Here is a 22,386-nt window from a genome sequence, read left to right as displayed (position 1 = left end):
GCTCTCCGGCCATCGTTCATGATCGGCCATCGTTCATGTTCGGTACAGGTCGGCCGCCTCCTCCCCGAAGGCACCGGCGGCGATGCGCGCGCTCAGCTCCTCCATACCGATTCCGTCGGCCAGCAGCTGATGCAGCTGCTCCCACGAGTCGTAGCCACCGATCGAGTGGTCCCGGATGCGGGAGGCCAGGTCGGCGACGAAGGCACGCTCCGCTTCGAGCACCGCCACGCGGTAGTGGAACTCGACCATGAACAGTTCCGGCAGCCCGGCCGCCTGCGCTTGCAGCTCTCTGCGCGCGGCAAGGTCGTCGTCGATCCGGTCGCGCCTGCTCTCGAGCAGGCCTGCGGCGACGTCGGGCGGCAGCATCGGGAGGAGCGAGAGGCCCGTCTCGATCGCCGGGTACTCCTTCACCGGCACCTCGATCAGTTCGCGGAGCCATTCCTCGGCCTCGCGCCGCCCGGCGGGGGTGATCGTGTACACGACGCGTTCCGGCCGATTGCCTTCGCGCTCCGTCTGGGCGACCTCGATGAAGCCGTTCTTCTGCAGAGACTTGATGACCGCGTAGAGCGAGCCGAAGTTCAGCCGGATGCTGTCCTCCTTGCCGCGGTCCCGCATCGTCGTCGTCATCTCGTACGGGTACATCGGTCGCTCCCAGAGGCAGGCCAGCACCGCGAGCGCCAGCGGGTTCGAGACCGCACGTTTTGCCATGGCCACTCCCGTCTGTCCCTGATGATCGACTACTCTGAGCAGAGTACTCCATTCAGAGTATTGCGTCCACTACAGATGTGCCTCGCTGCCAGGGCCGCCCCAGCTCAGGCAGGCAGGGCCGGGTGGGTCGCCAGGACTTTGTCGAGCAGATGGACGAGTTGCGCACGCTCGGCACGCTCCAGACCCGCGAGCAACTCGCCCTGGACGGCATCGGCGTGCTCTTGGAGTTCCGCGAGCCGCGCACGACCCGCCGGCGTGACGGTCACGACATTCCGACGCCGGTCGGCGGGGTCCGCCTCCCGGGCGACCAGGGCATCCGCCTCGAGCCGCACGACGATGCCGTTCACGTTGTTGCGGTCGAGCCCCAGCAAGCGTCCCAGGTCGGCCTGGCTGAGCGATCCGCTCTCCTCGAGGCTTGCCAGCACGGCGAAGTCCGACCTCCCCTCGAGAGGCATGTGCTGCGCGGTCAGGCGCGCCCCGATCGTCGCGACCCGGCCGGCCTGCCAGCTGACCAGGTGGCGGAGTGCGGCGGGCGGACGCGTGCCTTCTGTCATAGCTTCAGGGTAACAGTTGGCTTAACCAACGAATAATGTATTGTTGGTAGAACCAACATTGGCTCGACCAAGGAGTTTACATGTCCACCATCATCCCCACCCACCCCCTCAGAGGGCGTCGTGTCCTCGTCCCCGGCGGAACCGGCGGCGTCGGGGAAGGCGTCGTCCGCGCCTACCTTCACGCCGGCGCAGACGTCGTCGTGCCCACGCGCTCCGACGAGCGCGGCGCCGAGCTTCGCGCCGCGCTCGGCCCGATCGGCGACTCCCCGCTCCTGCACCTGCCGACCCACGACTACACGTCCTTCGCCGGCGCGGATGCACTCGCCGGCGAGATGACCCGACGCCTGGGCGGCATCGACGACGTGGTGGTGCCGGTCGGGGGCTGGTGGCAGGGCGGACCGCTCACCGGGATCACCGAGGAGGACTGGTCGACGGCGTTCACGTCTCTCGCCACGACGCACATGGCGCTCGCGCGGGCCGTCGTTCCGCAGCTGAGCGGGGTCGGTGTCTATGCGGTGATCGTCGGCCAGTCGGCCGAGTTCCCTGTCCCAGGCAGCGGGCTCGTCAGCATGGAGCAGGCGGCGGTGCTCATGATGCAGCGCGTCCTCGCGGCGGAAGAACCGTCCAAGCGCATCCACGCGATGATGCTCGGACCCGTGCGAACCCGGTTCGTGGAGGGTCAGCCTGACTGGGTATCTGCCGAGGAGGTCGGCGCCGTCGTCGTCGCGTCGTCGCTCACCGCGGACGTCGCAGGCGGCACCATCCCGCTCGGAACGAGCGCCGAAGCGCAAGCCTTCCTCGACCGGCACGCCCCTGCCCCCGTCTCCTGAAAACAGGAGCCGGCACCGTCCGCGCGAATCCACTGGAGGTGCACCGACTTCGGCCCGGCGAACCGAAAACCTGCGCATAGCGAATTCGCAGAAAAAATAACGACTTGATAACTAGATGCCGTTACCTCTTCGTTATATAGTTCAAGAGCAATGGTTGTTTGCTGTGGCAGCCATCGCGGAATGTGATTGCAGGACACTCTTGGTGCAAGGGAGAGGGCCGGCCGCTAGCCTCTGCGGTCGGCCCTCGATCTTTTCCCCGGGAGCCGCTTCCGATCACCTCCGACTCCGCCCGTGCTGGCACGGATGCCCGCCTCTCGCGCATGATGAGAAGATGCGAATGCATTGAGCTCGCTGAGGGAGGACGGGTCATGACGGAGAGCGCGGCAGCGGCGTCAACACCCACGAAGCGTGCGCGCGTCAGCGCCGTGACCGCCTGGGAGTCGCTCTTCCGGGCCCAGGTCGCGGTGATGCGGACGCTGGCTGCGGAGTTCCCGACGAGAGACATCTCGTTCAACGAGTACGACGTGCTGTTCAATCTCTCTCGGCAGCCGAACCGCGAGTTGCGGCTGCGCGACCTCAACAAGCACGTGCTGCTGACCCAGCCCAGTGTGAGCCGGCTGATCGATCGCCTCGTCGCGCGCGGCCTCGTCGCCAAGTGCCCGGAGCCATCGGATGCCCGCGGCACGGTGATCCGTCTCACGGACACCGGCTTCGACATGTTCCGGCGTGTAGCGGTAGATCACATGAGAACCATCACAGATCGCGTGGGCGGCCGGCTGACCCCGGAAGAACTGGAAACCCTGGTGCGGCTCTGCGACAAGCTGCGGGACGCATCCTGACCTTTCTGTCCACAGGCCCAGCGGGTCTTCGCTCACCCCACAAGCTGAGCGTCGACGTCCCGGGGCCGTCACACCGGCCGCGTATCATTGCCGCCACGGACGAATGATTACTCGGCGAGGGAGAAGACGCATGAGATGGGGATGGGCGCCTGCCTTGGTCGGCTTCGTGGCACTGAGCGGGCTGGCCGGCGTGCTGGCAGCCGCGGCCGTGACGCCGGCTGTGGCCCTGACGGGCAGCGCGGCAGATTCGACCATCAGCGTCTTCGACGGCCTCCCCGAGTACATCAAAGTCGAGCCGCTCGCCCAGGCCTCCACGATGTACGCCCTCAGCAACGGGCAGCAGGTGCCGATCGCGACCTTCTACTCCCAGAACCGCATCGAAGTCGGCTGGGACGGCATCTCCCAGAACCTCAAGGACGCTGCGATCGCCACGGAGGACCCCCGGTTCTACGAGCACGGCGGCGTGGATGTGAGCGGCACCCTGCGCGGAGCCGTACTGACCGCGCTGCACAAGTCGGTCCAGGGCGGCTCGTCGATCACCCAGCAGTACGTCAAGAACATCCTCGTGCAGCGGTGCGAGAACAAGCAGCCCGACCCGACCGCGGCGGCGGCGGTGCAGAAGAAGCAGCTCGCCGCGTATGAGACCTGCTACGACGACGCGACGAAGGTCGACCCCTCCCGCAAGCTCAAGGAGATGCGCTACGCCATCGGGCTCGAGAAGGAGTACTCGAAGAACGACATCCTGCAGAGCTACCTGAACATCGCGCTCTTCGGCGGCCGCGTCTATGGCGTGCAGTCGGCCGCGGAGTACTACTTCGGCGTGGCGGCGAAGGATGTGAATGTACAGCAGGCGGCGACCCTGATCGCCATCCTCAACAACCCCGACAACCTGCGCATCGACCGGCCGGCCAGCAAGGAGAACGGCGCAGCGAACGGGTACAAGGAGACGCTCGACCGGCGCAATTACGTGCTCGACCGGATGCTCGCCAACGGCAAGATCACCCCGGAGGAGCACGCTGCGGCCCGCGCCACCAAGGTTGAGCCGAAGATCACGCCCACCCAGAACGGCTGCATGACGGCCCAGCAGTACAACGCAGCGTTCTTCTGTGATTACGTCGAGCGGATCATCGAGCAGGACGGCATCTTCGGAAAGACCGAGGACGACCGCTCGAACTTCCTCACCCGCGGCGGCCTGAAGATCTACACCACGCTCAACCTCGACCTGCAGAACCAAGCGCAGGCAGCGGTGAGCGCGTACATCCCGCCGGCTCACCCCAACCTCGACATCGGGTCGTCGAACGTCTCCGTCGAGGTTGGCACCGGCCGCGTCGTGACGATGGTGCAGAACAGACCGTACGACAACACGGCCGATCCGGCGCCGGCCACGACAGCGGTGAACTACAACACCGACTACGACTACGGCGGGTCGGAGGGCTTCCAGACCGGGTCGGCGTACAAGGCGTTCGATCTCCTGGAGTGGCTTCAGGAGGGCCACTCGCTCTACCAGACGGTGAGCGGGACGCAGCACCTCTTCCCGCAGACGCTCTTCCATGCCAGCGACCCGTGCAATGACATCGGCGGTGCTCCCTGGCCGGTCTCCAACGACGAGGGCGAATCCGTGACGGCGACGACGGTCATGAACGCCACCGCCCAATCGATCAATTCGATCTTCGCCAAGATGGCGACGCAGCTCGACCTCTGCGGTATCAAGCAGCGCGCGAAAGACCTGCTCGTGCACGGCGCCGACGAAGCGGCCAACCCGTTCATGGCGAACCCGTCCTCGGTGCTCGGCACCAACTACATCGCCCCGATCACGATGGCGACCGCCTATGCCGGGATTGCGAACAACGGTGTCGCGTGCAGCCCGATCGCGATCGACAAGATCGTGGACGCGAACGGCGCTGCGCGCGCCGTCCCCAAGACGCAGTGCTCGACGACACCGATCGACCCCCAGGTCGCGGCGGCGGCGATCTTCGCCCTGCAGGGCGTGCTCCGCGGTGGAGGGACGGCGGCCTCCGCCAACCCCGGTGACGGCATCCCCATCTTCGGCAAGACCGGAACGACCGACAACTCGGTCGAGAACTGGCTTGTCACCTCCACGACGAAGGTGGCCCAGGCCACTTGGGTCGGCAACGTCCAGGGAGGCGTGGCCCTGCGCAGTCAGAGCTTCCAGGGCATCGGCGGCGGCAACGTCAAGTTCGCGATCGCGAAACGCATCATCACCTCGCTCGACGCGGCGTACGGAGGCGGCGCATTCCCGTCACCGAGCGGCAAGTTCACCACAGCGCCTCCCGCGCCGAAGCCTGCCGCGCCGAAACCCGGTGCGCCGGCCGCCCCGGCGCCAGGAGCGGGTGCGGGAAACGGAAACGGAAACGGGAACGGAAACGGCGGTCCGGGCAATCCCAAGAAGCCCTGACGTTCGCGACAGGGCCCGAAACCATTAGGTCATGGCGCCATAAGTGTCTATCCATCTGGACCGATATTCGGACTAGTGTTATGCCGTGGGACGCACTCCAGATCCGAACCGAAAGCCGGAGCTCCTCGGCCGCATCATGGACCACGTCGCGACCGAGCCGCTCTCACGCATGACCTTCCGTTCTCTCGCGAGCGCGCTGGGCGTGAGCACCTACTCCTTCGTCTACCACTTCGGGTCGCGTCAGGAGATGATCGACGCCATCCTCGAAGAGGGCGTCCGTCAGCAGTCCGACTCCCTGGCCGGCATCGATGTGACGGCCTTCGACCGCGAGCAGTTCCGCGACTGGTACAAAGAGGCCTTCCGGCACTCCCTCCGCGAGAACAACCGCACCGGCCTGCGCCTCCAGTTCGAAGCGGGCGCCCTCGAACCGATTGACCCGGATATCGGCAAGCGCGTCACCACCGCGTTCACGCAGTGGCGCGACACGGTCAAGTCGTGGCTCAAGAAGCAGGGCGTCGAGTCCCGCCGCGCCGGAGTGCTCGCCCACTGGCTGGTCGACTCGGCGGCCGGTCTCCACTTCGGATTCCTGATGACCGGCGACCGGACCGCGACGGTGCAAGCCTTCGACGTCTTCCTCGGCGCGTTCCTGCGCGAAGCGTTCGGCGACTGACCGCTTACCGACCGACCCGCTACCGCAGCTCGCGGTCGCGCTCGGCCACCGTCTTCACGCCCTCGAGCATCTGGACCCAGTTGGCCCGGGAGTGCTCCGCCGCCTCCCGCGTCGGGTTGTTGTCCTGATCGAGGGTGACGCGTGTGCCGCCCGGGATCTCATCCAACTCGTAGCGCAGCGTGTGGTAGTTCTCGGGTACGTCGGGCTGCCCGCTGAGGGGACTGAAGTGGGTGAGGGCGATGCGCCACGGCTCCTGACGGTCGTCCAGTTCGATCACGCGACCGTGATCTTCGAACTGCTTGCCCTGCCATTCCCCGCGCCAGATCACCGCCGACCCGAGGCGCCAGTCGGAGACCAGCTCGGCGCCGAACAGGATTTCCGGATGCGACCCGTTGCTGGTGAGCACCTCCCACACGGTGCGCCGGGGCGCCGCGATGTCGATCTCCGCCCGCGCCACATAGTTGCCCATCGTCGCCTCCCGTATCGTGTCGCCCATCCCACACCCCACGGGCTCCGCGCACAAGACGGCGTTTCGGCTCAGTCGCGGGAGTAGACGACCGCCTCCCAGGGCCGCAGGATCCCGGATGCCGCGGCGGTCGCGCCGTCGAGGTTGGCGAGCACGAGCGTGGCGCCCGCCCAGCCAGGGAGGTCTGCGGGGTCGAAAGTGGCGGTCGACCCGCTCAGATTCGCGAGGACGAGGAGCGACTCCTCGCCGGCGCTGCGCGTGTAGGCGAAGACCTGGGGATGCTCGGCCAGCACCAGTGTGTAGTCACCGGTCGCCACGACCTCCGACCGGTGGCGCAGGTCGATGAGGGCACGGTAGTGCGCGAAGACCGAGTCGTCATCGGCGACCTCCGCTTCGGCGTTGATCTCGGCGGCGTTCGGGTTGAGCGTGATCCATGGGGTCCCGGTGGTGAACCCGGCATGCACTCCGGACGTCCACTGCATCGGCGTTCGCGCGTTGTCGCGGCTGGTCCGGCGGAGCGCCGCGAGCACCTTCTCCGCGGGCTCTCCGAGGATGTCGACCGCCTCGGCGTAGTGATTGAGCGACTCGATGTCTCGGTAGTCGTCGATGGACGCGAACGGCACGTTCGTCATCCCGAGCTCCTCGCCCTGGTACACGTAGGGCGTCCCGCGCATCAGGTGCAGCACGGTGCCGAGCGCCTTCGCCGAGGGGATGCGGTGCTCGCCGTCGTCGCCGAACCGGCTGACGACGCGGGGCTGGTCGTGATTGTTCCAGTACAGGCTGTTCCAGCCGACCTCGCTCAGGCCCTCCTGCCATTTGGACAGGTTGCGCTTGAGGTCGAGCACGGTGACCGGGCGGTAGTCCCACTTGCCGCCTGGGCCGTGGTCCAGGTCGACGTGCTCGAACTGGAACACCATGTCGAGCTCACGGTTGCGCGGGTCCGTGAACCGCTGGGCCTGCTCGATGTCGACCCCCGGCATCTCGCCGACGGTGAGGTAGCGGTCGCCGCGACCGGCGAACACCCGCTGGTGCATCTCGTGGATGAACTCGTGGATGCGCGGGCCGCGCGAGACGAGCGGGAAGGTGTCGCCGTACAGGCCGCCCGGCGGGATCACGCCGTCCGGCAGGTCGGTGACCTTGGAGATGAAGTTGATCACATCCATCCGGAAGCCGTCGACGCCGCGGTCGAGCCACCAGTTCATCATCTCGTAGACGGCGTCGCGCACCTCCGGGTTCTCCCAGTTGAGGTCCGGCTGCTTCCGCGAGAACAGGTGCAGATAGTACTCGCCGGTCTGCGGGTCGAGCTGCCAGGCGGGGCCGGAGAAAGCCGACCCCCAGTTGTTCGGCTCGGCTCCGTGCTCACGCGGCTGCAGGCCGTCGCGCGGGGGACGCCACCAGTACCAGTCGCGTTTCGGGTTGTCGGTCGAGGATGCGGACTCGATGAACCACGGATGCTCGTCGGAGGTGTGGTTGACGACGAGGTCCATCACCAGCTTCATCCCGCGCGCGTGCACTCCCGAGAGCAGCTCGTCGAAGTCGTCGAACGTGCCGAAGAGCGGGTCGATCGCGCGGTAGTCGCTGATGTCGTAGCCGTTGTCGTCGTGCGGCGACGCGTAGATCGGCGACAGCCAGATGACGTCGACGCCGAGCTCTTTCAGGTAGTCGAGGTGCTGGATGATGCCCTGCAGGTCACCGATCCCGTCACCGTCGCTGTCCGCGAAGCTGCGCGGATAGACCTGATAGACGACCGCCGACTGCCACCACTTGTCGCTCACGCGCCCACCCTACCGGGCGATGTGGACCCGTCGTCCGCTGCGCACCGACTCGCGGGCCGCCAGTGCGACGCGCAGCGCCTCGACCGCTGCGGACACAGGAGCACGGGAGGGTGCGGTGCCGGATGCGATGCACTCCAGCAGGTACCGCGCCTGCTCGGCGAATGCCTCCCCCGCCGCAGCCGACGCCGCATCCACTCCGGTGTCGCCGATCACCTCGAAGCCGGTTCGGAAGGGCTCACCCTCGGGCAGGTCGGAGACGCTGAGCAGCTGGGCTACCCCGCCCGCGGCGTACTCGATCGTCGTCGCGACCGGCGACCCGAAGCCGGCGCCGTCGAGCGCCACACTGGTCACGGCCACCGCGTCGCCCAGGTAGCCGGCCGCCTGGTCGATGTCGTGGATGGCGAAGTCGACGAGCATCCCGCCGGAGCGGGCGTCGTCGGCCAGCCAGTCGTATCCGACCGGCGCTGCCGAGATCCGCGAGGCGCGCACAACGCGCGGCCGCCCGACCGACCCGCCCGCGACGCGTTCGGCGAGCGCCGCGTAGCCCGGGAAGAACCGCACGACATGTGCGACCAGGAGGATCCCCGAGGCGCGGGATGCGGCTTCCTCGACGCGCACGGCGTCCTCAAGGGTCAGCGCGATCGGCTTCTCGAGCAGCACGCTGCGTCCCGCCTCCAGCGCCTGGATCGCGAGCTCGGCATGGGACGGCGTCGGCGTGCAGATCGAGACGATCGTGACGGCGGGATCGGCGAGCACCTCTTGGATCCGCGTGGCCCAGCGGGCCGCGGGCGCATCCACCAGGGAAGGCTCGCGCCGCGGCGACACCGCCCAGAGCACCGGGACGCCGTTGGCCGCCCACGCCGAGGCGTGCGCCTGCCCCATCCGCCCGGCGCCGACGATGGCGACCCCGTGCGTCATCGCACGACGAGGTCGACCCGCGACGGGTCGAACACCGAGTCGAGGATGAGCCTGCCTGCGCCGCGGATGCCCGCCTGCTCCTTGGCGACGCTCACGGCGATGTCCAGCTGGTCGGTGATCATCGGCAGGCAGTCGGAGTAGATCGCCGACCGCACTCCGGCGACGAACGCTTCAGCCTCGCCGAGGATGCCGCCGAGGACGAGCCGCTGCGGGTTGAAGAAGTTCATGATGGTCGCGAGGACCGCGCCGGTGCGCAGGCCCGCCTCCCGCAGCTCCTGCGTGGCACGGGGATGCGCATCCCGGGCGAGCGCCAGCACCTCGCGGGTGTCGGAGATGTCGAAGCCCGAGGAGCGGAGCGCCTGGACGATCGCGGCACCGCCGGCGACCGCATCCAGGCACCCGATGCGACCACACGAGCACAGCACCGCGGGCGCGCCCGGAACGGTGACGTGGCTGATGTCGCCGGCCATGCCGTGGTGGCCGTGGTAGACGCCGCCGAAGGCGACGATCCCGCAGCCGATGCTCGATCCGGCTTTGACGAAGACGAGTTCGCCGACGTCGGCACCGAGGGTGTCGTACTCGCCGAGCGCCATGAGGTTGGCGTCGTTGTCGGTCGCAGCGGGCAGCCCGGTGATCGCCGTGAGTTCGGCAGCGACGTCGACGCCGTTCCAGCCCGGCATGCGCGAGGGCGACACCATGCGACCGGTCGTCGAGTCCACGGGGCCGGGAAGGCCGATGCCGAAGCCGCGGAGCGTCTGGCCCGGCTGCGCGTGCGCCTCCGTCAGGTCGGCGGCGACCTCCGCGATCCAGCCGAGGACGGCCGCTGGGCCGGTGGCGATGTCCATCGGCTCGGTGCGGGACGCGAGCACGCGCCCGCTCAGATCGATGAGCCCGAAGGTGGCGTGGTGCGAGCCGAGGTCGGCGGCGCACACCACTCCGGTGGACGCATCCACTTCGAGCGCGCGCGGGCGGCGACCGCCGTGCGAGACGCCGGCACCGGCCTCGCGGAGGTAGCCCGCCGAGATCAGCGCATCCACCCGCTGGGAGACGGTGGACGGGGACAGTCCGGTACTGCGAGCGAGGTCGGCTCGCGAGCGGGAGCGGCCGGAACGCACGAGGTCGAGGATGCCACCCGGCGTTCCGGGGCCGGCAAGCGCCGACGTCCCCTCGATCGTGCTCGTCATCGCGGCGTCCCCTCCGGGCGGCGGGCTCCGTGCCCTCCGCTGCGTTGAGGATACTGTACCGACTTCGTTCGATATCGCATTAACTAAATTCGATATTGCGGTCAACCTGTATCACTTAGTACGCTCATCGGAACCTGCCCGACAACGATGCGAGGACCCCCGATGACAGCAACGGACGCCCGGCCGATGGTGAGCCTGCGCGCGGTCGACAAGCACTTCGGCGACCTCCACGTGCTGCAGAACATCGACCTCGACGTCGCCGAGCGCGAGGTCGTCGTCGTGGTCGGGCCCTCAGGCTCCGGCAAGTCGACGCTCTGCCGCTCCATCAACCGGCTCGAGACCATCGACTCCGGCGAGATCCGGGTCGACGGCGAACTGCTGCCCGAGGAGGGCGCTCCCCTCGCGAAGCTCCGCGCAGAGGTCGGGATGGTGTTCCAGTCGTTCAACCTCTTCGCGCACCGCACCATCCTCGAGAACGTCACGCTCGCTCCCCTGAAGGTGCGCAAGCTCGGCAAGGACGCGGCGCGAGTCCAGGCCATGCAGCTGCTCGACCGCGTCGGGATCGCCGACAAAGCGGACAGCCACCCGGCCCAGCTCTCCGGCGGGCAGCAGCAGCGCGCCGCCATCGCCCGCGCGCTCGCCATGCAGCCGAAGGTCATGCTGTTCGACGAGCCCACCAGCGCACTCGACCCCGAGATGGTCGGCGAAGTGCTCGACGTCATGACCTCGCTCGCCAAGGAGGGGATGACCATGATCGTGGTTACGCACGAGATGGGCTTCGCCCGCCGCGCAGCCGATCGCGTCGTCTTCATGGACCGCGGGCAGATCGTCGAACAGGCGCCCCCCGCACAATTCTTCGACTCGCCGGCTACCGCTCGTGCGCAGTCGTTCCTGGCCTCCGTGCTGTCGCACTGACACGCTCCCGCACGAGGACGCGCACCACCTGCTCCACATCACACCCCATCACACCCCCGCCCCACCGAAGTCCAATCAGAAAGGGATGCATCCCATGACCCGCAGCATCCGCAGGAAAGGCGCCGTCGCCGGCGTCCTGCTCGCGGCCGTGACGCTCGCCGTCACCGCCTGCTCCGGAAACACGGCACTGCCCGGCAACGACGCCAGCTCCACCGCGTCCGGTGACTCCGTGCTCTCCGGCGCTCCCGTCGCGAAGGCCGACCTCATCCTCTCCGGCTCCACCATGGAGAAGATCAAGAAGCGCGGCAAGCTGATCGTCGCCGAGGCCCTCGATGCCCCGCTGCTGTCGCAGCAGGACCCGACCGACCCGTCCCAGGTCAACGGCTTCGACGCCCAGCTCGCCAAGCTCCTCGCGACCTACATCATCGGCAAGCCGAACGTGGAGATCGTGCCGCCGGCGTCCGAGACCCGTGAGGCGATGCTGCAGAACGACACCGTCGACGTCGTCTTCAACACCTACACGATCACGGAGGAGCGGGCCAAGCAGGTCGACTTCGCCGGACCGTACTTCGAGTCGGGCCTGGCCGTCGCGGTCAAGAGCGACAACAAGGACATCAAGAGCTACAAGGACCTCGACGGCAAGAACGTGATCGTCGGCGCCAACACGCCAGCAGTCACCGAGGTGCCGAAGATCGCCCCGAAGGCGACCGTCACCGCGTTCGGCACCGACCCGGCCGCCGTGCAGGCGCTCATCCAGGGCCGCGGCGACGCCTACGTGCAGGACTACACCCTGCTCGCCAGCGACGCGGCCAGCGAGAAGCAGATCAAGGTCGTCGGCCAGCCGTTCACGAAGGAGCCGTACGGCATCGGGCTCAAGCACGGTGACGACGACTTCAAGAAGTTCGTCAACGAGTGGCTGAAGACCATCCAGAAGGGCGGCCAGTGGGGCAAGGCGTGGAAGACCACGCTCGGCACCGTGACCGACTCCGACGTGCCCACGCCGCCGGAGATCGGGTCGGTCCCCGGCTCCTGACGCTCGGGCTCCCAGCCCTTCTGCACCAGACCGGTCGGATGCGCGTGGAGGCGACCCCCACGCCCGCGCGCATCCGGCCTTTCCACCCCCACCATCCGGACCGTCGGACGAGAGAACGATGAACCCCCTGATCGACAACCTGGGACCGTTGCTCCAGGCACTCGGCACCACCCTGCTGATGGCCGTCGTGGCCGGCATCGGGTCCATCGTGCTCGGCGTCCTGGTGACGATCGCGCGCGTCAGCCCCATTCCGGTGCTGCGCGCCGCGGCCTTCCTCTACGTCCAGTTCTTCATCAACGTGCCGCTGCTGGCCCTGCTCCTGCTGGCGGTGTTCGCGCTCCCGGATGCCGGGATCCTGCTGCCGTTGACGCCGACCGCCATCATCGTGCTCACCGTGTACGAGGCGGCGTACGTCGCCGAAGCAGTCCGCTCGGGCGTCAACACGGTCGCCGTCGGTCAAGTCGAGGCCTCCCGTGCCCTCGGGCTGACCCTGTGGCAGTCGCTGCGGTACGTCGTCGTTCCGCAGGCGCTCCGCGCGGTCGTCCAGCCGATCGGAAACGTGATGATCGCCCTCGCCATGAACACCGCCCTCGCCGCGGCTGTCGGCGTCGTCGAACTCACCGCCGAGGTCAACAAGGTCAACCTCGTCGCGGCCCAGCCCATCCTGATCTTCTCCAGCGCGGGCCTGCTCTACATGGCCATCGCCCTCGCCATCGGGCTCACCGCCGGCTGGGTCGAGCGAAAGGTGGCGATCGCCCGATGACCGCACAACTCATCCCCGACGTCCCGGCGCCCGTCCGCGCGAGGCGCGCCAAGCGCCGCTACGACGCCGCCTTCATCTACGACGCACCCGGACCGCGCGGCCGTCGCCGCATCCTGCTCGGCTCGATCGTCAGCGTCGTGCTCTTCGCGCTGATCATCGGGCTGGGGCTCTGGCAGTTCGCCGCCCATGGCCAGCTGGATCCCGCGCGCTGGGCGCCGTTCACCGAATGGGCGATCTGGCAGTACCTGCTCGTCGGGCTGCTCGGCACGCTCGAGGCTGCGGCGATCGTCGCGGTCCTGGGCGCCGCGCTCGGCGTCCTCCTCGCGCTCGGTCGTGTCAGCCACGTGCGCTGGGTGCGTTTCGTGTGCGGCCTCTACATCGAGATCGCACGGACCGTGCCGGTGCTGCTCGTCATCTACCTGATGCTTTTCGGCCTGCCGCAAATCGGGATCAACCTCCCGACGCTGTGGAAGCTCGTCGTGCCGCTGACCATCGCCAACGCCGCCGTCTTCGCCGAGATCATCCGCGCCGGCATCCTGAGCCTGCCCCGCGGTCAGCGCGAGGCGGCTTTGAGCCTCGGGATGCGGCCGGTCCAGGCGATGACGTACGTGGTGCTCCCGCAGGCGTTCCGGAACGTCACGCCGTCGCTCGTCACCCAGTTCGTCAGCCTTCTCAAGGACACCTCCCTCGGCTACATCGTCGCGTTCACCGAGCTGCTGTACCGCGGCCAGGTGCTCGCCTCCTACCTGCACCTCCTCATCCCCACCTATGTCGCGGTGACCGTGATCTACCTGATCGTCAACGGCAGCCTGTCGGCGTTCGCGTCGCGGCTGCAGCGCGGATCGCGGCGGCGATCGTCGCCGCAGCCGATCCTGCCGACCCTGCCTGCCGTCGCCGCGGTCGAGCACGAGGGCGACCTGCCCCGAACCAACTCGACGGACCCCACGAAAGCCGACCATGCCTGACGCCGCTCCCACCGTCTCCCTGCGCACCTCCGAGCACGCCCAACTGGCCGAGCTCGCGATCGTGCGCCGCTCCGGCCTCATCGAGAGCCGTCACTTCGGAAGCCTCGTCGCGCTCGATCCCGCAGGTCTGCCGATCATCGAACTGGGCCAGCCGGATGCGGTGATCCTGCCGCGCAGCACGGTCAAGCCGTTGCAGGCGCTCGGCTGCCTGACGGCCGGCGCACCGCTCGCGGGCCCGGAGCTCGCGATCGCGGCGGGCAGCCACACCGGCGAGGACGAGCACGTCCGCCTGGTGCGCGAGTTGCTCGCCCGCGCGGGCGTCGACGAGTCGGCGCTCGGCTGCCCCGTCGACCGGCCGGAGGACGAGGCGACCTTCGAGCGGATGCTGCGCGCCGGCGAGGGCCGTTCCCGCGTTCGCATGAACTGCTCGGGCAAGCACGCCGCGATGCTCCTCGCCGCGGCGACGAACGGGTGGCCGACCGAGGGATACCTTGACCCGGCGCATCCCCTTCAGCAGCACATCCGGGACACCATGGCGGAGTTGACCGGCGTGCCCGTCGCCCACGACGCGATCGACGGCTGCGGCGCACCGCTGTTCGGCACGAGCGTCCGCGGGATCGCCCGTGCGTTCGGCCGCCTGGTGCAGGCGGGGGCCGGTACAGCGCCGCGCGAGGTGGCCGACGCGATGCGCGAGCACCCCTACTACGTGGGCGGATCGGGCCACCAGAACACGACGCTCATGGAGACCGTTCCCGGCGCTCTCGCCAAGGGCGGCGCCGAGGGCGTCATCGGTGTGGCGGCCGCTGACGGCACCGCGGTCGCCATGAAGATCGTGGACGGCAGCCCCCGCGCGACGACCCTCATCGCCCTTCGCGTCCTCGAAGCGCTCGGCACCCCCATCACCGACGCCCGCTCCCTGGTGGACCTCCCGGTGCTCGGCGGCGGCGCGCCGGTCGGCGCGATCGAGCTCGGCGCCGACCTGACGGCCGCGCTGGAGCGCCTCGCGTGACCCTCGTCGAGATCTGCCTGGACGACCTCGCCGGTGTCCGGGTCGCGGAAGACGCCGGCGCGGATCGCATCGAGTTGTGCGCCGCGCTCGGCGAAGGCGGCATCACGCCGTCAATCGGCACGGTGGGCGCTGCGCTCCGTGCGGCGAGCCGCATCGGCATCCAGGTGCTCATCCGCCAGCGGCCCGGCGACTTCGTCTATACGGAGGACGAGCTGCAGGCGATGGTCGACGACATCCACTCGATCAGGGCCCTCCCCAACCCGTCGGCCGTGACCCTCGGCTTCGTTATCGGTGCGCTGCGCAGCGACGACCGGATCAACGTGGATGCGACGCGCCGGCTCGTCGCCGCGTGCGGCGATGCGCCGGTGACCTTTCACAAGGCGTTCGACCAGGTGGCCGATCGCCCGGAGGCCCTCGAGCAGCTGGTGGACGTGGGCGTCGCGCGGGTGCTCACGTCGGCCGGGGCCGCGACGGCGCTCGAGGGTGCGGACGCGCTGCGGCGGCTGGTGGAGCTCGGCGGCGAGCGGATCAGCGTGCTGGCCGGAGGCGGCGTGCGACCTGTCAACGCGGCCGAGGTCGTGGAACGGACGGGAGTGCGCGAAGTGCACCTGCGGGCGGCGCGGCCGGTTGCGACCGCGGGCGCGGGTGCGCCGACGGCGTACGACTCGGGCGAGCGCGACGTCACCTCCGGCGAGGTGGTGCGGGCTGTCGTGGCGGCGGTGCGCGGCGCCGGCGCTGTCGTCGATGCGGATCGCGAGCCCGTCGCATGAGCGGCCTTCCGGTCGTCCTGGCCGTCGACCTCGGCGGCACCGCCATGAAGGGCGCCGTCGTCGCTGAGGACGGCGTGACCGTCGCCGAGTCGACACTCGCGACCCCCGCCGACGGCATCCTGACCGCGCTCGTCGCCCTGTTCGCCGACCTGCGCCGAACGGCATCCGAAGACGGGCACGACGTGGTGGGCGCCGGTGTCGCGACGCCCGGGATGCTGGACGAGCAGCGCGGGCTGGTGCACTACGCCTCCAACCTGGGTTGGCGCGACGTTCCCCTGCTCGACATCCTGCGGTCGGAGCTGAGCCTGCCGGTCGCCGTCGGGCACGACGTGCGTGCGGCGGGACTGGCGGAGCGCAACACCGGAGCTGCGCGCGGTTTCGGCGACTTCGCGCTGGTGCCGATCGGCACGGGGGTCGCCGCGGCCCTGGTCTCGTCCGGCGGCGCCGTCACCGGCGCGACCGGCGCCGCTGGCGAGTTCGGCCACATCCCCGTCGTCCCCAGAGGGGAGCCCTGCACCTGCGGCCAGCGCGGCTGCCTCGAGGTGTACATGTCCGGCGCGGGCGTCGCGCGGCGTTACCGCGCAGCGGGGGGCGAAGCCCTCAGCACGCGCCGCATCGTCTCACGGCTGGGGCAGGACCCGCTCGCCGACCGGATCTGGTCGGAGGCGCTCGATGTGCTCGCGCAGGGGCTCAACATCCTGACCCTGCTGCTCGACCCAGGACTCATCGTTCTCGGCGGCGGAGTCTCGCATGCGGGCGACGCGCTGTTCGGTCCGCTCGGCGAGCGCATGACCGCCGGGCTGGCGTGGCGGGAGCGGCCGCCCGTGGTCCGCAGCGCCTTGGGCGGCGACGCCGGGCGGGCGGGCGCGGCCCTGCTGGCTTTCGACGCCGCGCGATAGTCGCATCCGGCTGTTCCTCCATCGCTGGCGGCCACGCGGTGAGAGGATGTGGCGGTGAACACGCCACGCGCCGCATCCCTCGCGCGCGACGGCGTGGCCGCCCTGATCGTGACGCTCGCGGCGGCCGGGGCCTGCGCGACGACGTGGTGGATTGGGACAACGCTCGCCTCGACCGGTTCGGCGGCGGTCCTCGCCACGGTGGTGGCCCTGTCGCTCGGCCGGCGGACATTCGCCTCGCGTGCTGAGTTCACCCACTCGGCAGTTCTCCTCCCGGTGATCGGCCTGGCCGCCGGGGCGGTCGGCTGGCTCCTCCTGGTCGTACCGCCCGTGGGGGCAGCCCTCTTCGTCGCGGGGATGAGCGTGCCGATCTGGATGCGCCGGTTCGGCCCGCACGCAGCACGCCTCGGCGGTCTGATCGCCCTCCCGCTGACGGCCGTTCTGGTCGCGCCGGTCCCGCCGTCCCCGGGTGTCCCGGTATGGCTGTCGGCTGTGCTCGTGCTGATCGCCGGCGTCGTCGCCACGCTGTGGGTGGCCGTCGCCCGCGAGGTGCTCCGGCTGATCCCGGCGGAGCGCGGCCGGAGCGAACCCCCGGCCGCCGCCCCTGCCGCCGCCCCGACCGCCGGTCCAGGCGCCAGCCCGGCGGGCGCCCGCACCCGCCTCCCGGCCAGCACCCGCATGGCGCTGCAGATGGCGGTCGCCCTGATGGCCGCGTTCATCGTCGGCTGGGTGGTGTTCCCGGAGCATTTCATGTGGGTCGTGCTCACCGCCTTCCTGGTCTGCTCGGGCAACCGGGGGCGCGCGGACGTGCTGCACAAGAGCGCCCTCCGCGTGGTGGGTGCGCTGGGCGGAACCCTCGGCGCGGTCGCTCTGGTCGCCGTCCTCCCTCGCGCGACCGGCCCGGGCGTCGTGGTGGCGATCTTCGTCGCGTTGTTCGTCGGCACCTGGCTCCGCCCGGTGAGTTACGCCTTCTGGGCGGTCGCCGTCACCCTCGCGCTGTCGCTGCTGCAGGAGTTGACGGGAACGGCGACCCTCACAGGGGAAGCGGGTCTGCTGGCCGAACGCCTCGTCGCGATCATCGTCGGTGCCGCCCTCGGGATCGCCGCCAGCTGGTTCGTCCTGCCCGTGCGCAGCACAGACGTTCTGCGGCGGAGGCTGTCGCAGATGCTGGTCGCTCTCGGTGCCGTGTTCAGCGCCCCGGGCGGGGCCGGTACCGGGCCGGATCGGGACGAACTGGTGGCGGAGTTCCGAGCCGCCGTCGCGCGCGTCGAGCAGCTGGCGCCGGCTCATCGCGCGGCCCGGTTCGTCCGTGGTCGCCGACGCCGTAGCCCGATGGCGATCGACTGCATCGAACTGGCCGGCGAGCTGCCTGCGGCGCTCGAGCTCCGCCTCGCGCACGACGCGGACGCGCCCCGAGAGACGACCGGCCGGCTCCGCGCGGCCATCGGCGAGGCACGACGCAGCCTCGCGGCTCCGGCGGATCTCGGGCGCATCCACGGGGCGCTCTCGGCCCTCGTCGCGGTGCTGGGCGGCACGGCCGAGTCCTGAATACAGGACCGCGCATCCACGTTAAGTTGTGCACAATCTAATTGCGTGCAATGATCGGATCATGCCGGTGACCGATGAGATGGTGTGCTTCTCCCTCTATGCCGCCACGCGCGCCACAACGCAGGCGTACCGCACGCTCCTCGAACCGTGGGGGCTCACGTACCCGCAGTACCTGGTGCTGGTGACACTCTGGGTCGAGGGAGAGCAGACGGTCGGATCGCTGGGCGAGCACCTCCAGCTCGACTCGGGAACGCTCTCGCCGCTGCTGCGCCGCATGGAGCAGTCCGGTCTCGTCCGACGCGAACGCCGCCCCGGCGACGAGCGCGTCGTGACCGTGACCATCGGCGAGCGCGGGCATGAGCTGCGTCCGCAGTTGGCGCACATCCCTGGGCGCATCGCCGCAGGCACCGGCCTGCCGGACGAGCAGGCCGCGGCCGCCCTCATCGACACACTCCACCGGCTCACGGAGACCATGCACGCCGCTTCGGCGCAGCAGCCGGCCCCCGCGACGAACTGAAACACCCTCGAAAGGCACCGATGAACGTCCTCTACACCGCAGAAGCACTCTCCACGGGGGCGGGCCGCGACGGCCGCGTCGCCACCAGCGACGGCTCGTTCGCGCTCGACCTGGGCATCCCCCGTGAGATGGGCGGCTCCGGAGCGGGCACGAACCCTGAGCAGCTGTTCGCCGCCGGCTACGCGGCGTGCTTCCACTCGGCGCTGCAGGCGGTCGCCCGCAGCCAGAAGGTGAGGCTGGAGGACTCCTCGGTCGGCGGCCGCGTCCAGATCGGCCCGAACGGCGAGGGCGGCTTCCAGCTGTCCGTGCTGCTCGAGGTCGTCCTGCCCGGCATCGAGAAGGCGCAGGCGGAGGCCCTGGCCGAGGCGGCGCACCACGTGTGCCCCTACTCCAACGCCACGCGGGGCAACATCGACGTCACCATCACCGTCTCGGAGGACTGAGCCATGAAAGCACTCGTCCACAAGACGTTCGGCGACCCCGCCCAGGTTCTCGCCGTCGCGGAGCGCCCGCTTCCCGAGCCCGGACCGGGCGAGGTCCGCGTGCGGACCCTGCTCTCCCCCATCCACAACCACGACCTCTGGACCGTCCGCGGCACCTACGGCTTCAAGCCCGAGCTGCCCGCCCAGGCCGGCACCGAGGCGGTCGGAGTGGTGGATGCGCTCGGCGAGGGCGTCGAACAGCTAGCAGTCGGCCAGCGGGTCGTCACCGGCGGAACGTTCGGCGTCTGGTCCGAGTACTTCGTCGCCCGCGCCGCCGCCCTCGTACCCGTGCCTGAGGGGCTGCCGGACGAGTCCGCCGCTCAGCTCGTCTCGATGCCGTTCAGCGCGATCAGCCTGATCGACTCGCTGGGCTTGCGCGAGGGCGACTGGCTCATCCAGAACGCGGCGAACGGCGCGGTCGGGCGGATGGTCGCCCAGCTCGGCGCCGCGCGTGGTCTGAACGTCGTGGGCTTGGTCCGACGGTCTGCAGGCGTCGACGAACTGCGCGCACAGGGCATCGACCGGGTCGTCGCCACCGACGACGACGGCTGGCGCGAGCGTCTCGCGGAGATCACGCGCGGCGCCCCGATCACCGCGGGCGTGGACTCCGTCGGCGGTTCGTCCGCGGGCGACGTGCTCTCTACCCTGGCGGAGAACGGGACGCTCGTGGTGTTCGGCGCCATGGCATCCCCGACACTGGAGCTCGCCTCCGGCGACATCATCTTCAAGCAGGTCACCGTGAAGGGATTCTGGGGCAGCGTCGTCAGCCGCGAGATGCCGGCCGACCAGCGCGGCCGGCTCTTCCAGGAGCTGTTCGCCCGCCTGCTCGACGGCACGCTGACGCTGCCGGTCGCGGGCATCCACGACCTCGACGACATCGCTGCCGCGGTCGCGGCGAGCGGCGAGGCAGGACGCGTCGGCAAGGTGCTGCTGCGTCCCTGACCCGGCCCGGGGTGGGCGGCTCCCGGTAGCCTGAGGGCATGCTCACCCCGCCGGTCACGCCGAAGAAGCCTGTCGAACGCATCCACCACGGCGACGTCTACGTCGACGACTACGAGTGGCTGCGCGAGAAGGACGACCCGGCGGTCGTCGCCCACCTCCACGAGGAGAACGCGTTCACGAACGCGCGGACCGAGCACCTCGCGGTGCTGCGGGAGCAGATCTTCGACGAGATCAAGGCACGCACCCGCGAGACCGACATGAGCGTCCCCGTGCGCGAGGGCGACTGGTGGTACTACACCCGCACGGTCGAGGGGAAGCAGTACGGCATCCACTGCCGCGCCCCCATCGCCTCGGCGGACGACTGGGTGCCTCCGGAGCTCGATGAGGAGGCGCAGCGGAGCGGCCTGCCCGGCGAGCAGGTGCTGCTCGACGACAACGCCGAAGCCGAGGGCCACGACTTCTACTCTCTCGGCAGCTTCGACGTGAGCGCCGACGGCACGCGCCTCCTGTGGGCGGTCGACACCGAGGGCGACGAGCGGTACACGATCCGGGTGCGCTCGCTGGTGGATGACGGGGTCACCTTCCCCGACGAGATCGAGGGCACCGGAGGCGGCGCCCTCTTCGACCAGACCGGCGCGTATGTCTTCTACACGACCGTGGACGAGTCGTGGCGGCCCGACACCGTCTGGCGGCACCGGGTCGGCGACGCCCCGGGGACGACCGACGTCGAGGTGTTCCACGAGCCCGACGAGCGGTACTGGATCGGCGTGGGCCTCACCCGCAGCCGCCGGTTCCTGGTGATCGAGGCCGGATCCAACATCACGAGCGAGACGTGGCTGCTGCGCTCCGACGACCCCACCGGCGAATTCACGGTCGTCTGGCCGCGCGTGGAGGGCGTCGAGTACGACGTCGAGCACGCGGTCGTCGGCGGGCACGACCGCCTCCTCATCGTGCACAACGACGGCGCGGTCAACTTCGAGCTGGTCAGCGTCGCAGCCGAGGACCCGCAGGGGCAGCGCCGGATGCTCCTTCCCCACGACCCGGCCGTGCGGCTGGAGGGAGTGGATGCGTTCCGCGACTTCGTCAGCGTCGAGTACCGCCGCGACGGGATGACCCGGGTCGCCGTCGCCCACGTTCCCGACCCCCACAGCGACCGGCCCCGCGACGACACCCCGCATGAGCTGCACTTCGACGAGGAGCTGTTCACCGTGGGTGTCGGCGGCAACCCTGAATGGACCCAGCCGTTCCTGCGCCTCGGCTACGGAAGCTTTGTCACGCCGTCGACCGTGTACGACTACGACGTCCGCACCGGCGAGCTCGCCCTCCGCAAGCAGCAGCCCGTGCTCGGCGGGTTCGACCCGTCGCTGTTCGAGCAGCGCCGGGAGTGGGCGACCGCGGCCGACGGCGCGCGCATCCCGATCTCGCTGGTCTACCGCCGCGACCTGGTCACGCCCGGCGAGCCGGCACCGCTCGTGCTGTACGGCTACGGATCGTACGAGGCGAGCATGGACCCATCGTTCGGCATCCCGCGCCTGAGCCTGCTCGATCGCGGCGTCGTGTTCGCCATCGCGCACGTGCGCGGCGGCGGCGAACTCGGCCGGCTCTGGTACGAGAACGGCAAGAAGCTGCACAAGAAGAACACGTTCACCGACTTCGTCGCCGCCGCCCGGCACCTCGTCGACCGCGGCTGGACCGAGCCGGCACGGATGGCCGCACAGGGCGGCAGCGCCGGCGGCCTGCTGATGGGCGCGGTGGCGAACCTGGCTCCGCGCGACTTCGCAGGCATCCTTGCCGAGGTGCCGTTCGTCGACCCGCTGACGAGCATCCTCGACCCGTCCCTCCCTCTCACGGTGATCGAGTGGGATGAGTGGGGCGACCCGCTGCACGACCCGGAGGTCTACGACTACATGAAGTCGTACTCCCCGGTCGAGAACGTGCACTCGACGCACTACCCGCGCATCCTGGCGGTCACGAGCCTCAACGACACCCGTGTGCTCTACGTCGAGCCGGCCAAGTGGGTGGCGAAGCTCCGCGAGGCGGATGCGGACGCCCTGCTCAAGATCGAGATGGCCGCCGGTCACGGTGGCGTCTCAGGCCGGTACGCCGCCTGGCGCGAGCGGGCGTTCACGCTGGCGTGGCTGCTCGACGTGGTCGGGGCTCACCCGTCCGGCGAGTGAAAGGGAGCC

The 22,386-nt window shown here is 69.7% G+C and carries 22 protein-coding genes; 16 read left to right on the top strand and 6 right to left on the bottom strand.

The genetic code is table 11. The features are described from left to right. Positions 1-33 precede the first annotated feature (33 nt). A complete protein-coding gene (locus AB4Z18_RS13370; RefSeq protein ID WP_441783225.1) occupies positions 34-708 on the bottom strand; it encodes a PadR family transcriptional regulator in 675 nt (224 codons plus the stop codon). A gap of 104 nt (positions 709-812) precedes the next feature. Beyond that, on the bottom strand, positions 813-1,262 hold the full coding sequence (locus AB4Z18_RS13365; protein WP_441783224.1) for a MarR family winged helix-turn-helix transcriptional regulator: 450 nt from the start codon (positions 1,260-1,262) through the stop codon (positions 813-815). Between the two features lie 80 nt (positions 1,263-1,342). Here AB4Z18_RS13365 and AB4Z18_RS13360 point away from each other — a divergent pair, with 80 nt between their 5' ends. The 4 genes from AB4Z18_RS13360 (at position 1,343) to AB4Z18_RS13345 (ending at position 6,017) form a co-directional block, all read left to right on the top strand. After that, on the top strand, positions 1,343-2,092 hold the full coding sequence (locus AB4Z18_RS13360; RefSeq protein WP_441783223.1) for an SDR family NAD(P)-dependent oxidoreductase: 750 nt from the start codon (positions 1,343-1,345) through the stop codon (positions 2,090-2,092). Between the two features lie 368 nt (positions 2,093-2,460). Beyond that, positions 2,461-2,931 (top strand): MarR family winged helix-turn-helix transcriptional regulator, encoded by a 471-nt coding sequence (locus tag AB4Z18_RS13355; protein WP_441783222.1) that lies wholly within the window; start codon positions 2,461-2,463, stop codon positions 2,929-2,931. Between the two features lie 130 nt (positions 2,932-3,061). Then, positions 3,062-5,347 (top strand): transglycosylase domain-containing protein, encoded by a 2,286-nt coding sequence (locus tag AB4Z18_RS13350; RefSeq protein ID WP_441783221.1) that lies wholly within the window; start codon positions 3,062-3,064, stop codon positions 5,345-5,347. 85 nt (positions 5,348-5,432) lie between these two features. Next, positions 5,433-6,017: a TetR/AcrR family transcriptional regulator gene (locus tag AB4Z18_RS13345; RefSeq protein ID WP_441783220.1), complete on the top strand. Its 585-nt coding sequence runs from the start codon at positions 5,433-5,435 to the stop codon at positions 6,015-6,017. A 19-nt stretch (positions 6,018-6,036) separates the two neighbouring features. On the opposite strand, the gene AB4Z18_RS13340 is transcribed toward AB4Z18_RS13345, so the two are convergent. The 4 genes from AB4Z18_RS13340 to AB4Z18_RS13325 are packed head-to-tail and all read right to left on the bottom strand — an operon-like array spanning position 6,037 to position 10,360. Beyond that, a complete protein-coding gene (locus tag AB4Z18_RS13340) occupies positions 6,037-6,513 on the bottom strand; it encodes an SRPBCC family protein (protein ID WP_441783219.1) in 477 nt (158 codons plus the stop codon). Positions 6,514-6,554: 41 nt separating this feature from the next. Beyond that, complete coding sequence (locus AB4Z18_RS13335; RefSeq protein WP_441783218.1) at positions 6,555-8,258, bottom strand: glycoside hydrolase family 13 protein; 1,704 nt, start codon at positions 8,256-8,258, stop codon at positions 6,555-6,557. A gap of 9 nt (positions 8,259-8,267) precedes the next feature. Continuing rightward, positions 8,268-9,176 (bottom strand): Gfo/Idh/MocA family protein, encoded by a 909-nt coding sequence (locus AB4Z18_RS13330; protein ID WP_441783217.1) that lies wholly within the window; start codon positions 9,174-9,176, stop codon positions 8,268-8,270. Continuing rightward, positions 9,173-10,360: an ROK family protein gene (locus tag AB4Z18_RS13325; RefSeq protein ID WP_441783216.1), complete on the bottom strand. Its 1,188-nt coding sequence runs from the start codon at positions 10,358-10,360 to the stop codon at positions 9,173-9,175. Before AB4Z18_RS13325 ends, AB4Z18_RS13330 begins: the two co-directional genes overlap by 4 nt. 162 nt (positions 10,361-10,522) lie before the next feature. Here AB4Z18_RS13325 and AB4Z18_RS13320 point away from each other — a divergent pair, with 162 nt between their 5' ends. The 12 genes from AB4Z18_RS13320 (at position 10,523) to AB4Z18_RS13265 (ending at position 22,377) form a co-directional block, all read left to right on the top strand. Continuing rightward, entirely contained in the window at positions 10,523-11,275 is a 753-nt protein-coding gene (locus tag AB4Z18_RS13320; RefSeq protein ID WP_441783215.1) for an amino acid ABC transporter ATP-binding protein, read from the top strand. A gap of 94 nt (positions 11,276-11,369) precedes the next feature. After that, positions 11,370-12,308 carry a glutamate ABC transporter substrate-binding protein gene (locus AB4Z18_RS13315; protein ID WP_441783214.1) on the top strand — a complete coding sequence of 313 codons (939 nt, stop codon included), beginning with the start codon at positions 11,370-11,372 and terminating at the stop codon, positions 12,306-12,308. Positions 12,309-12,426: 118 nt separating this feature from the next. Beyond that, positions 12,427-13,071, top strand: a complete 645-nt coding sequence (locus tag AB4Z18_RS13310; protein WP_441783213.1) for an amino acid ABC transporter permease — start codon at positions 12,427-12,429, stop codon at positions 13,069-13,071. Then, positions 13,068-14,036 (top strand): amino acid ABC transporter permease, encoded by a 969-nt coding sequence (locus tag AB4Z18_RS13305; RefSeq protein ID WP_441783212.1) that lies wholly within the window; start codon positions 13,068-13,070, stop codon positions 14,034-14,036. Before AB4Z18_RS13310 ends, AB4Z18_RS13305 begins: the two co-directional genes overlap by 4 nt. Continuing rightward, positions 14,029-15,045, top strand: a complete 1,017-nt coding sequence (locus AB4Z18_RS13300; RefSeq protein ID WP_441783211.1) for an asparaginase — start codon at positions 14,029-14,031, stop codon at positions 15,043-15,045. The genes AB4Z18_RS13305 and AB4Z18_RS13300 overlap by 8 nt, the downstream gene beginning before the upstream one ends. Then, positions 15,042-15,815: a copper homeostasis protein CutC gene (locus AB4Z18_RS13295; RefSeq protein ID WP_441783210.1), complete on the top strand. Its 774-nt coding sequence runs from the start codon at positions 15,042-15,044 to the stop codon at positions 15,813-15,815. Before AB4Z18_RS13300 ends, AB4Z18_RS13295 begins: the two co-directional genes overlap by 4 nt. Next, entirely contained in the window at positions 15,812-16,714 is a 903-nt protein-coding gene (locus AB4Z18_RS13290) for an ROK family protein (protein ID WP_441783209.1), read from the top strand. The genes AB4Z18_RS13295 and AB4Z18_RS13290 overlap by 4 nt, the downstream gene beginning before the upstream one ends. A 54-nt stretch (positions 16,715-16,768) precedes the next feature. Further along, complete coding sequence (locus tag AB4Z18_RS13285; protein ID WP_441783208.1) at positions 16,769-18,259, top strand: FUSC family protein; 1,491 nt, start codon at positions 16,769-16,771, stop codon at positions 18,257-18,259. A gap of 61 nt (positions 18,260-18,320) precedes the next feature. Then, the gene (locus AB4Z18_RS13280; RefSeq protein WP_441783207.1) at positions 18,321-18,776 is read left to right on the top strand and encodes a MarR family winged helix-turn-helix transcriptional regulator; all 456 of its coding nucleotides are present in this window, start codon (positions 18,321-18,323) and stop codon (positions 18,774-18,776) included. Between the two features lie 20 nt (positions 18,777-18,796). Then, entirely contained in the window at positions 18,797-19,219 is a 423-nt protein-coding gene (locus AB4Z18_RS13275) for an organic hydroperoxide resistance protein (RefSeq protein WP_441783206.1), read from the top strand. 3 nt (positions 19,220-19,222) lie between these two features. Beyond that, a complete protein-coding gene (locus AB4Z18_RS13270; RefSeq protein ID WP_441783205.1) occupies positions 19,223-20,200 on the top strand; it encodes a zinc-binding dehydrogenase in 978 nt (325 codons plus the stop codon). A 38-nt stretch (positions 20,201-20,238) separates the two neighbouring features. Further along, positions 20,239-22,377, top strand: coding sequence for a S9 family peptidase (locus AB4Z18_RS13265; protein ID WP_441783204.1), 2,139 nt, complete (start codon positions 20,239-20,241; stop codon positions 22,375-22,377). Positions 22,378-22,386 lie beyond the last annotated feature (9 nt).

It is taken from the genome of Leifsonia sp. 2TAF2, from assembly GCF_052115085.1.
In the GTDB taxonomy this organism is placed as follows: Bacteria; Actinomycetota; Actinomycetes; order Actinomycetales; family Microbacteriaceae; genus Leifsonia.
This window is presented reverse-complemented; position numbering and strand designations above follow the sequence as displayed.

Excerpts from the sequence above, each read along its gene's own strand:
- AB4Z18_RS13265 (WP_441783204.1), top strand. The coding sequence starts at position 20,239 with ATGCTCACCCCGCCGGTCACGCCGAAGAAGCCTGTCGAACGCATCCAC.
- AB4Z18_RS13355 (WP_441783222.1), top strand. The coding sequence starts at position 2,461 with ATGACGGAGAGCGCGGCAGCGGCGTCAACACCCACGAAGCGTGCGCGC.
- AB4Z18_RS13325 (WP_441783216.1), bottom strand. The coding sequence starts at position 10,360 with ATGACGAGCACGATCGAGGGGACGTCGGCGCTTGCCGGCCCCGGAACG.
- AB4Z18_RS13270 (WP_441783205.1), top strand. The coding sequence starts at position 19,223 with ATGAAAGCACTCGTCCACAAGACGTTCGGCGACCCCGCCCAGGTTCTC.
- AB4Z18_RS13310 (WP_441783213.1), top strand. The coding sequence starts at position 12,427 with ATGAACCCCCTGATCGACAACCTGGGACCGTTGCTCCAGGCACTCGGC.
- AB4Z18_RS13275 (WP_441783206.1), top strand. The coding sequence starts at position 18,797 with ATGAACGTCCTCTACACCGCAGAAGCACTCTCCACGGGGGCGGGCCGC.
- AB4Z18_RS13350 (WP_441783221.1), top strand. The coding sequence starts at position 3,062 with ATGAGATGGGGATGGGCGCCTGCCTTGGTCGGCTTCGTGGCACTGAGC.
- AB4Z18_RS13280 (WP_441783207.1), top strand. The coding sequence starts at position 18,321 with ATGCCGGTGACCGATGAGATGGTGTGCTTCTCCCTCTATGCCGCCACG.
- AB4Z18_RS13320 (WP_441783215.1), top strand. The coding sequence starts at position 10,523 with ATGACAGCAACGGACGCCCGGCCGATGGTGAGCCTGCGCGCGGTCGAC.
- AB4Z18_RS13340 (WP_441783219.1), bottom strand. The coding sequence starts at position 6,513 with ATGGGCGACACGATACGGGAGGCGACGATGGGCAACTATGTGGCGCGG.
- AB4Z18_RS13370 (WP_441783225.1), bottom strand. The coding sequence starts at position 708 with ATGGCAAAACGTGCGGTCTCGAACCCGCTGGCGCTCGCGGTGCTGGCC.
- AB4Z18_RS13365 (WP_441783224.1), bottom strand. The coding sequence starts at position 1,262 with ATGACAGAAGGCACGCGTCCGCCCGCCGCACTCCGCCACCTGGTCAGC.
- AB4Z18_RS13330 (WP_441783217.1), bottom strand. The coding sequence starts at position 9,176 with ATGACGCACGGGGTCGCCATCGTCGGCGCCGGGCGGATGGGGCAGGCG.
- AB4Z18_RS13305 (WP_441783212.1), top strand. The coding sequence starts at position 13,068 with ATGACCGCACAACTCATCCCCGACGTCCCGGCGCCCGTCCGCGCGAGG.
- AB4Z18_RS13290 (WP_441783209.1), top strand. The coding sequence starts at position 15,812 with ATGAGCGGCCTTCCGGTCGTCCTGGCCGTCGACCTCGGCGGCACCGCC.
- AB4Z18_RS13315 (WP_441783214.1), top strand. The coding sequence starts at position 11,370 with ATGACCCGCAGCATCCGCAGGAAAGGCGCCGTCGCCGGCGTCCTGCTC.
- AB4Z18_RS13300 (WP_441783211.1), top strand. The coding sequence starts at position 14,029 with ATGCCTGACGCCGCTCCCACCGTCTCCCTGCGCACCTCCGAGCACGCC.
- AB4Z18_RS13360 (WP_441783223.1), top strand. The coding sequence starts at position 1,343 with ATGTCCACCATCATCCCCACCCACCCCCTCAGAGGGCGTCGTGTCCTC.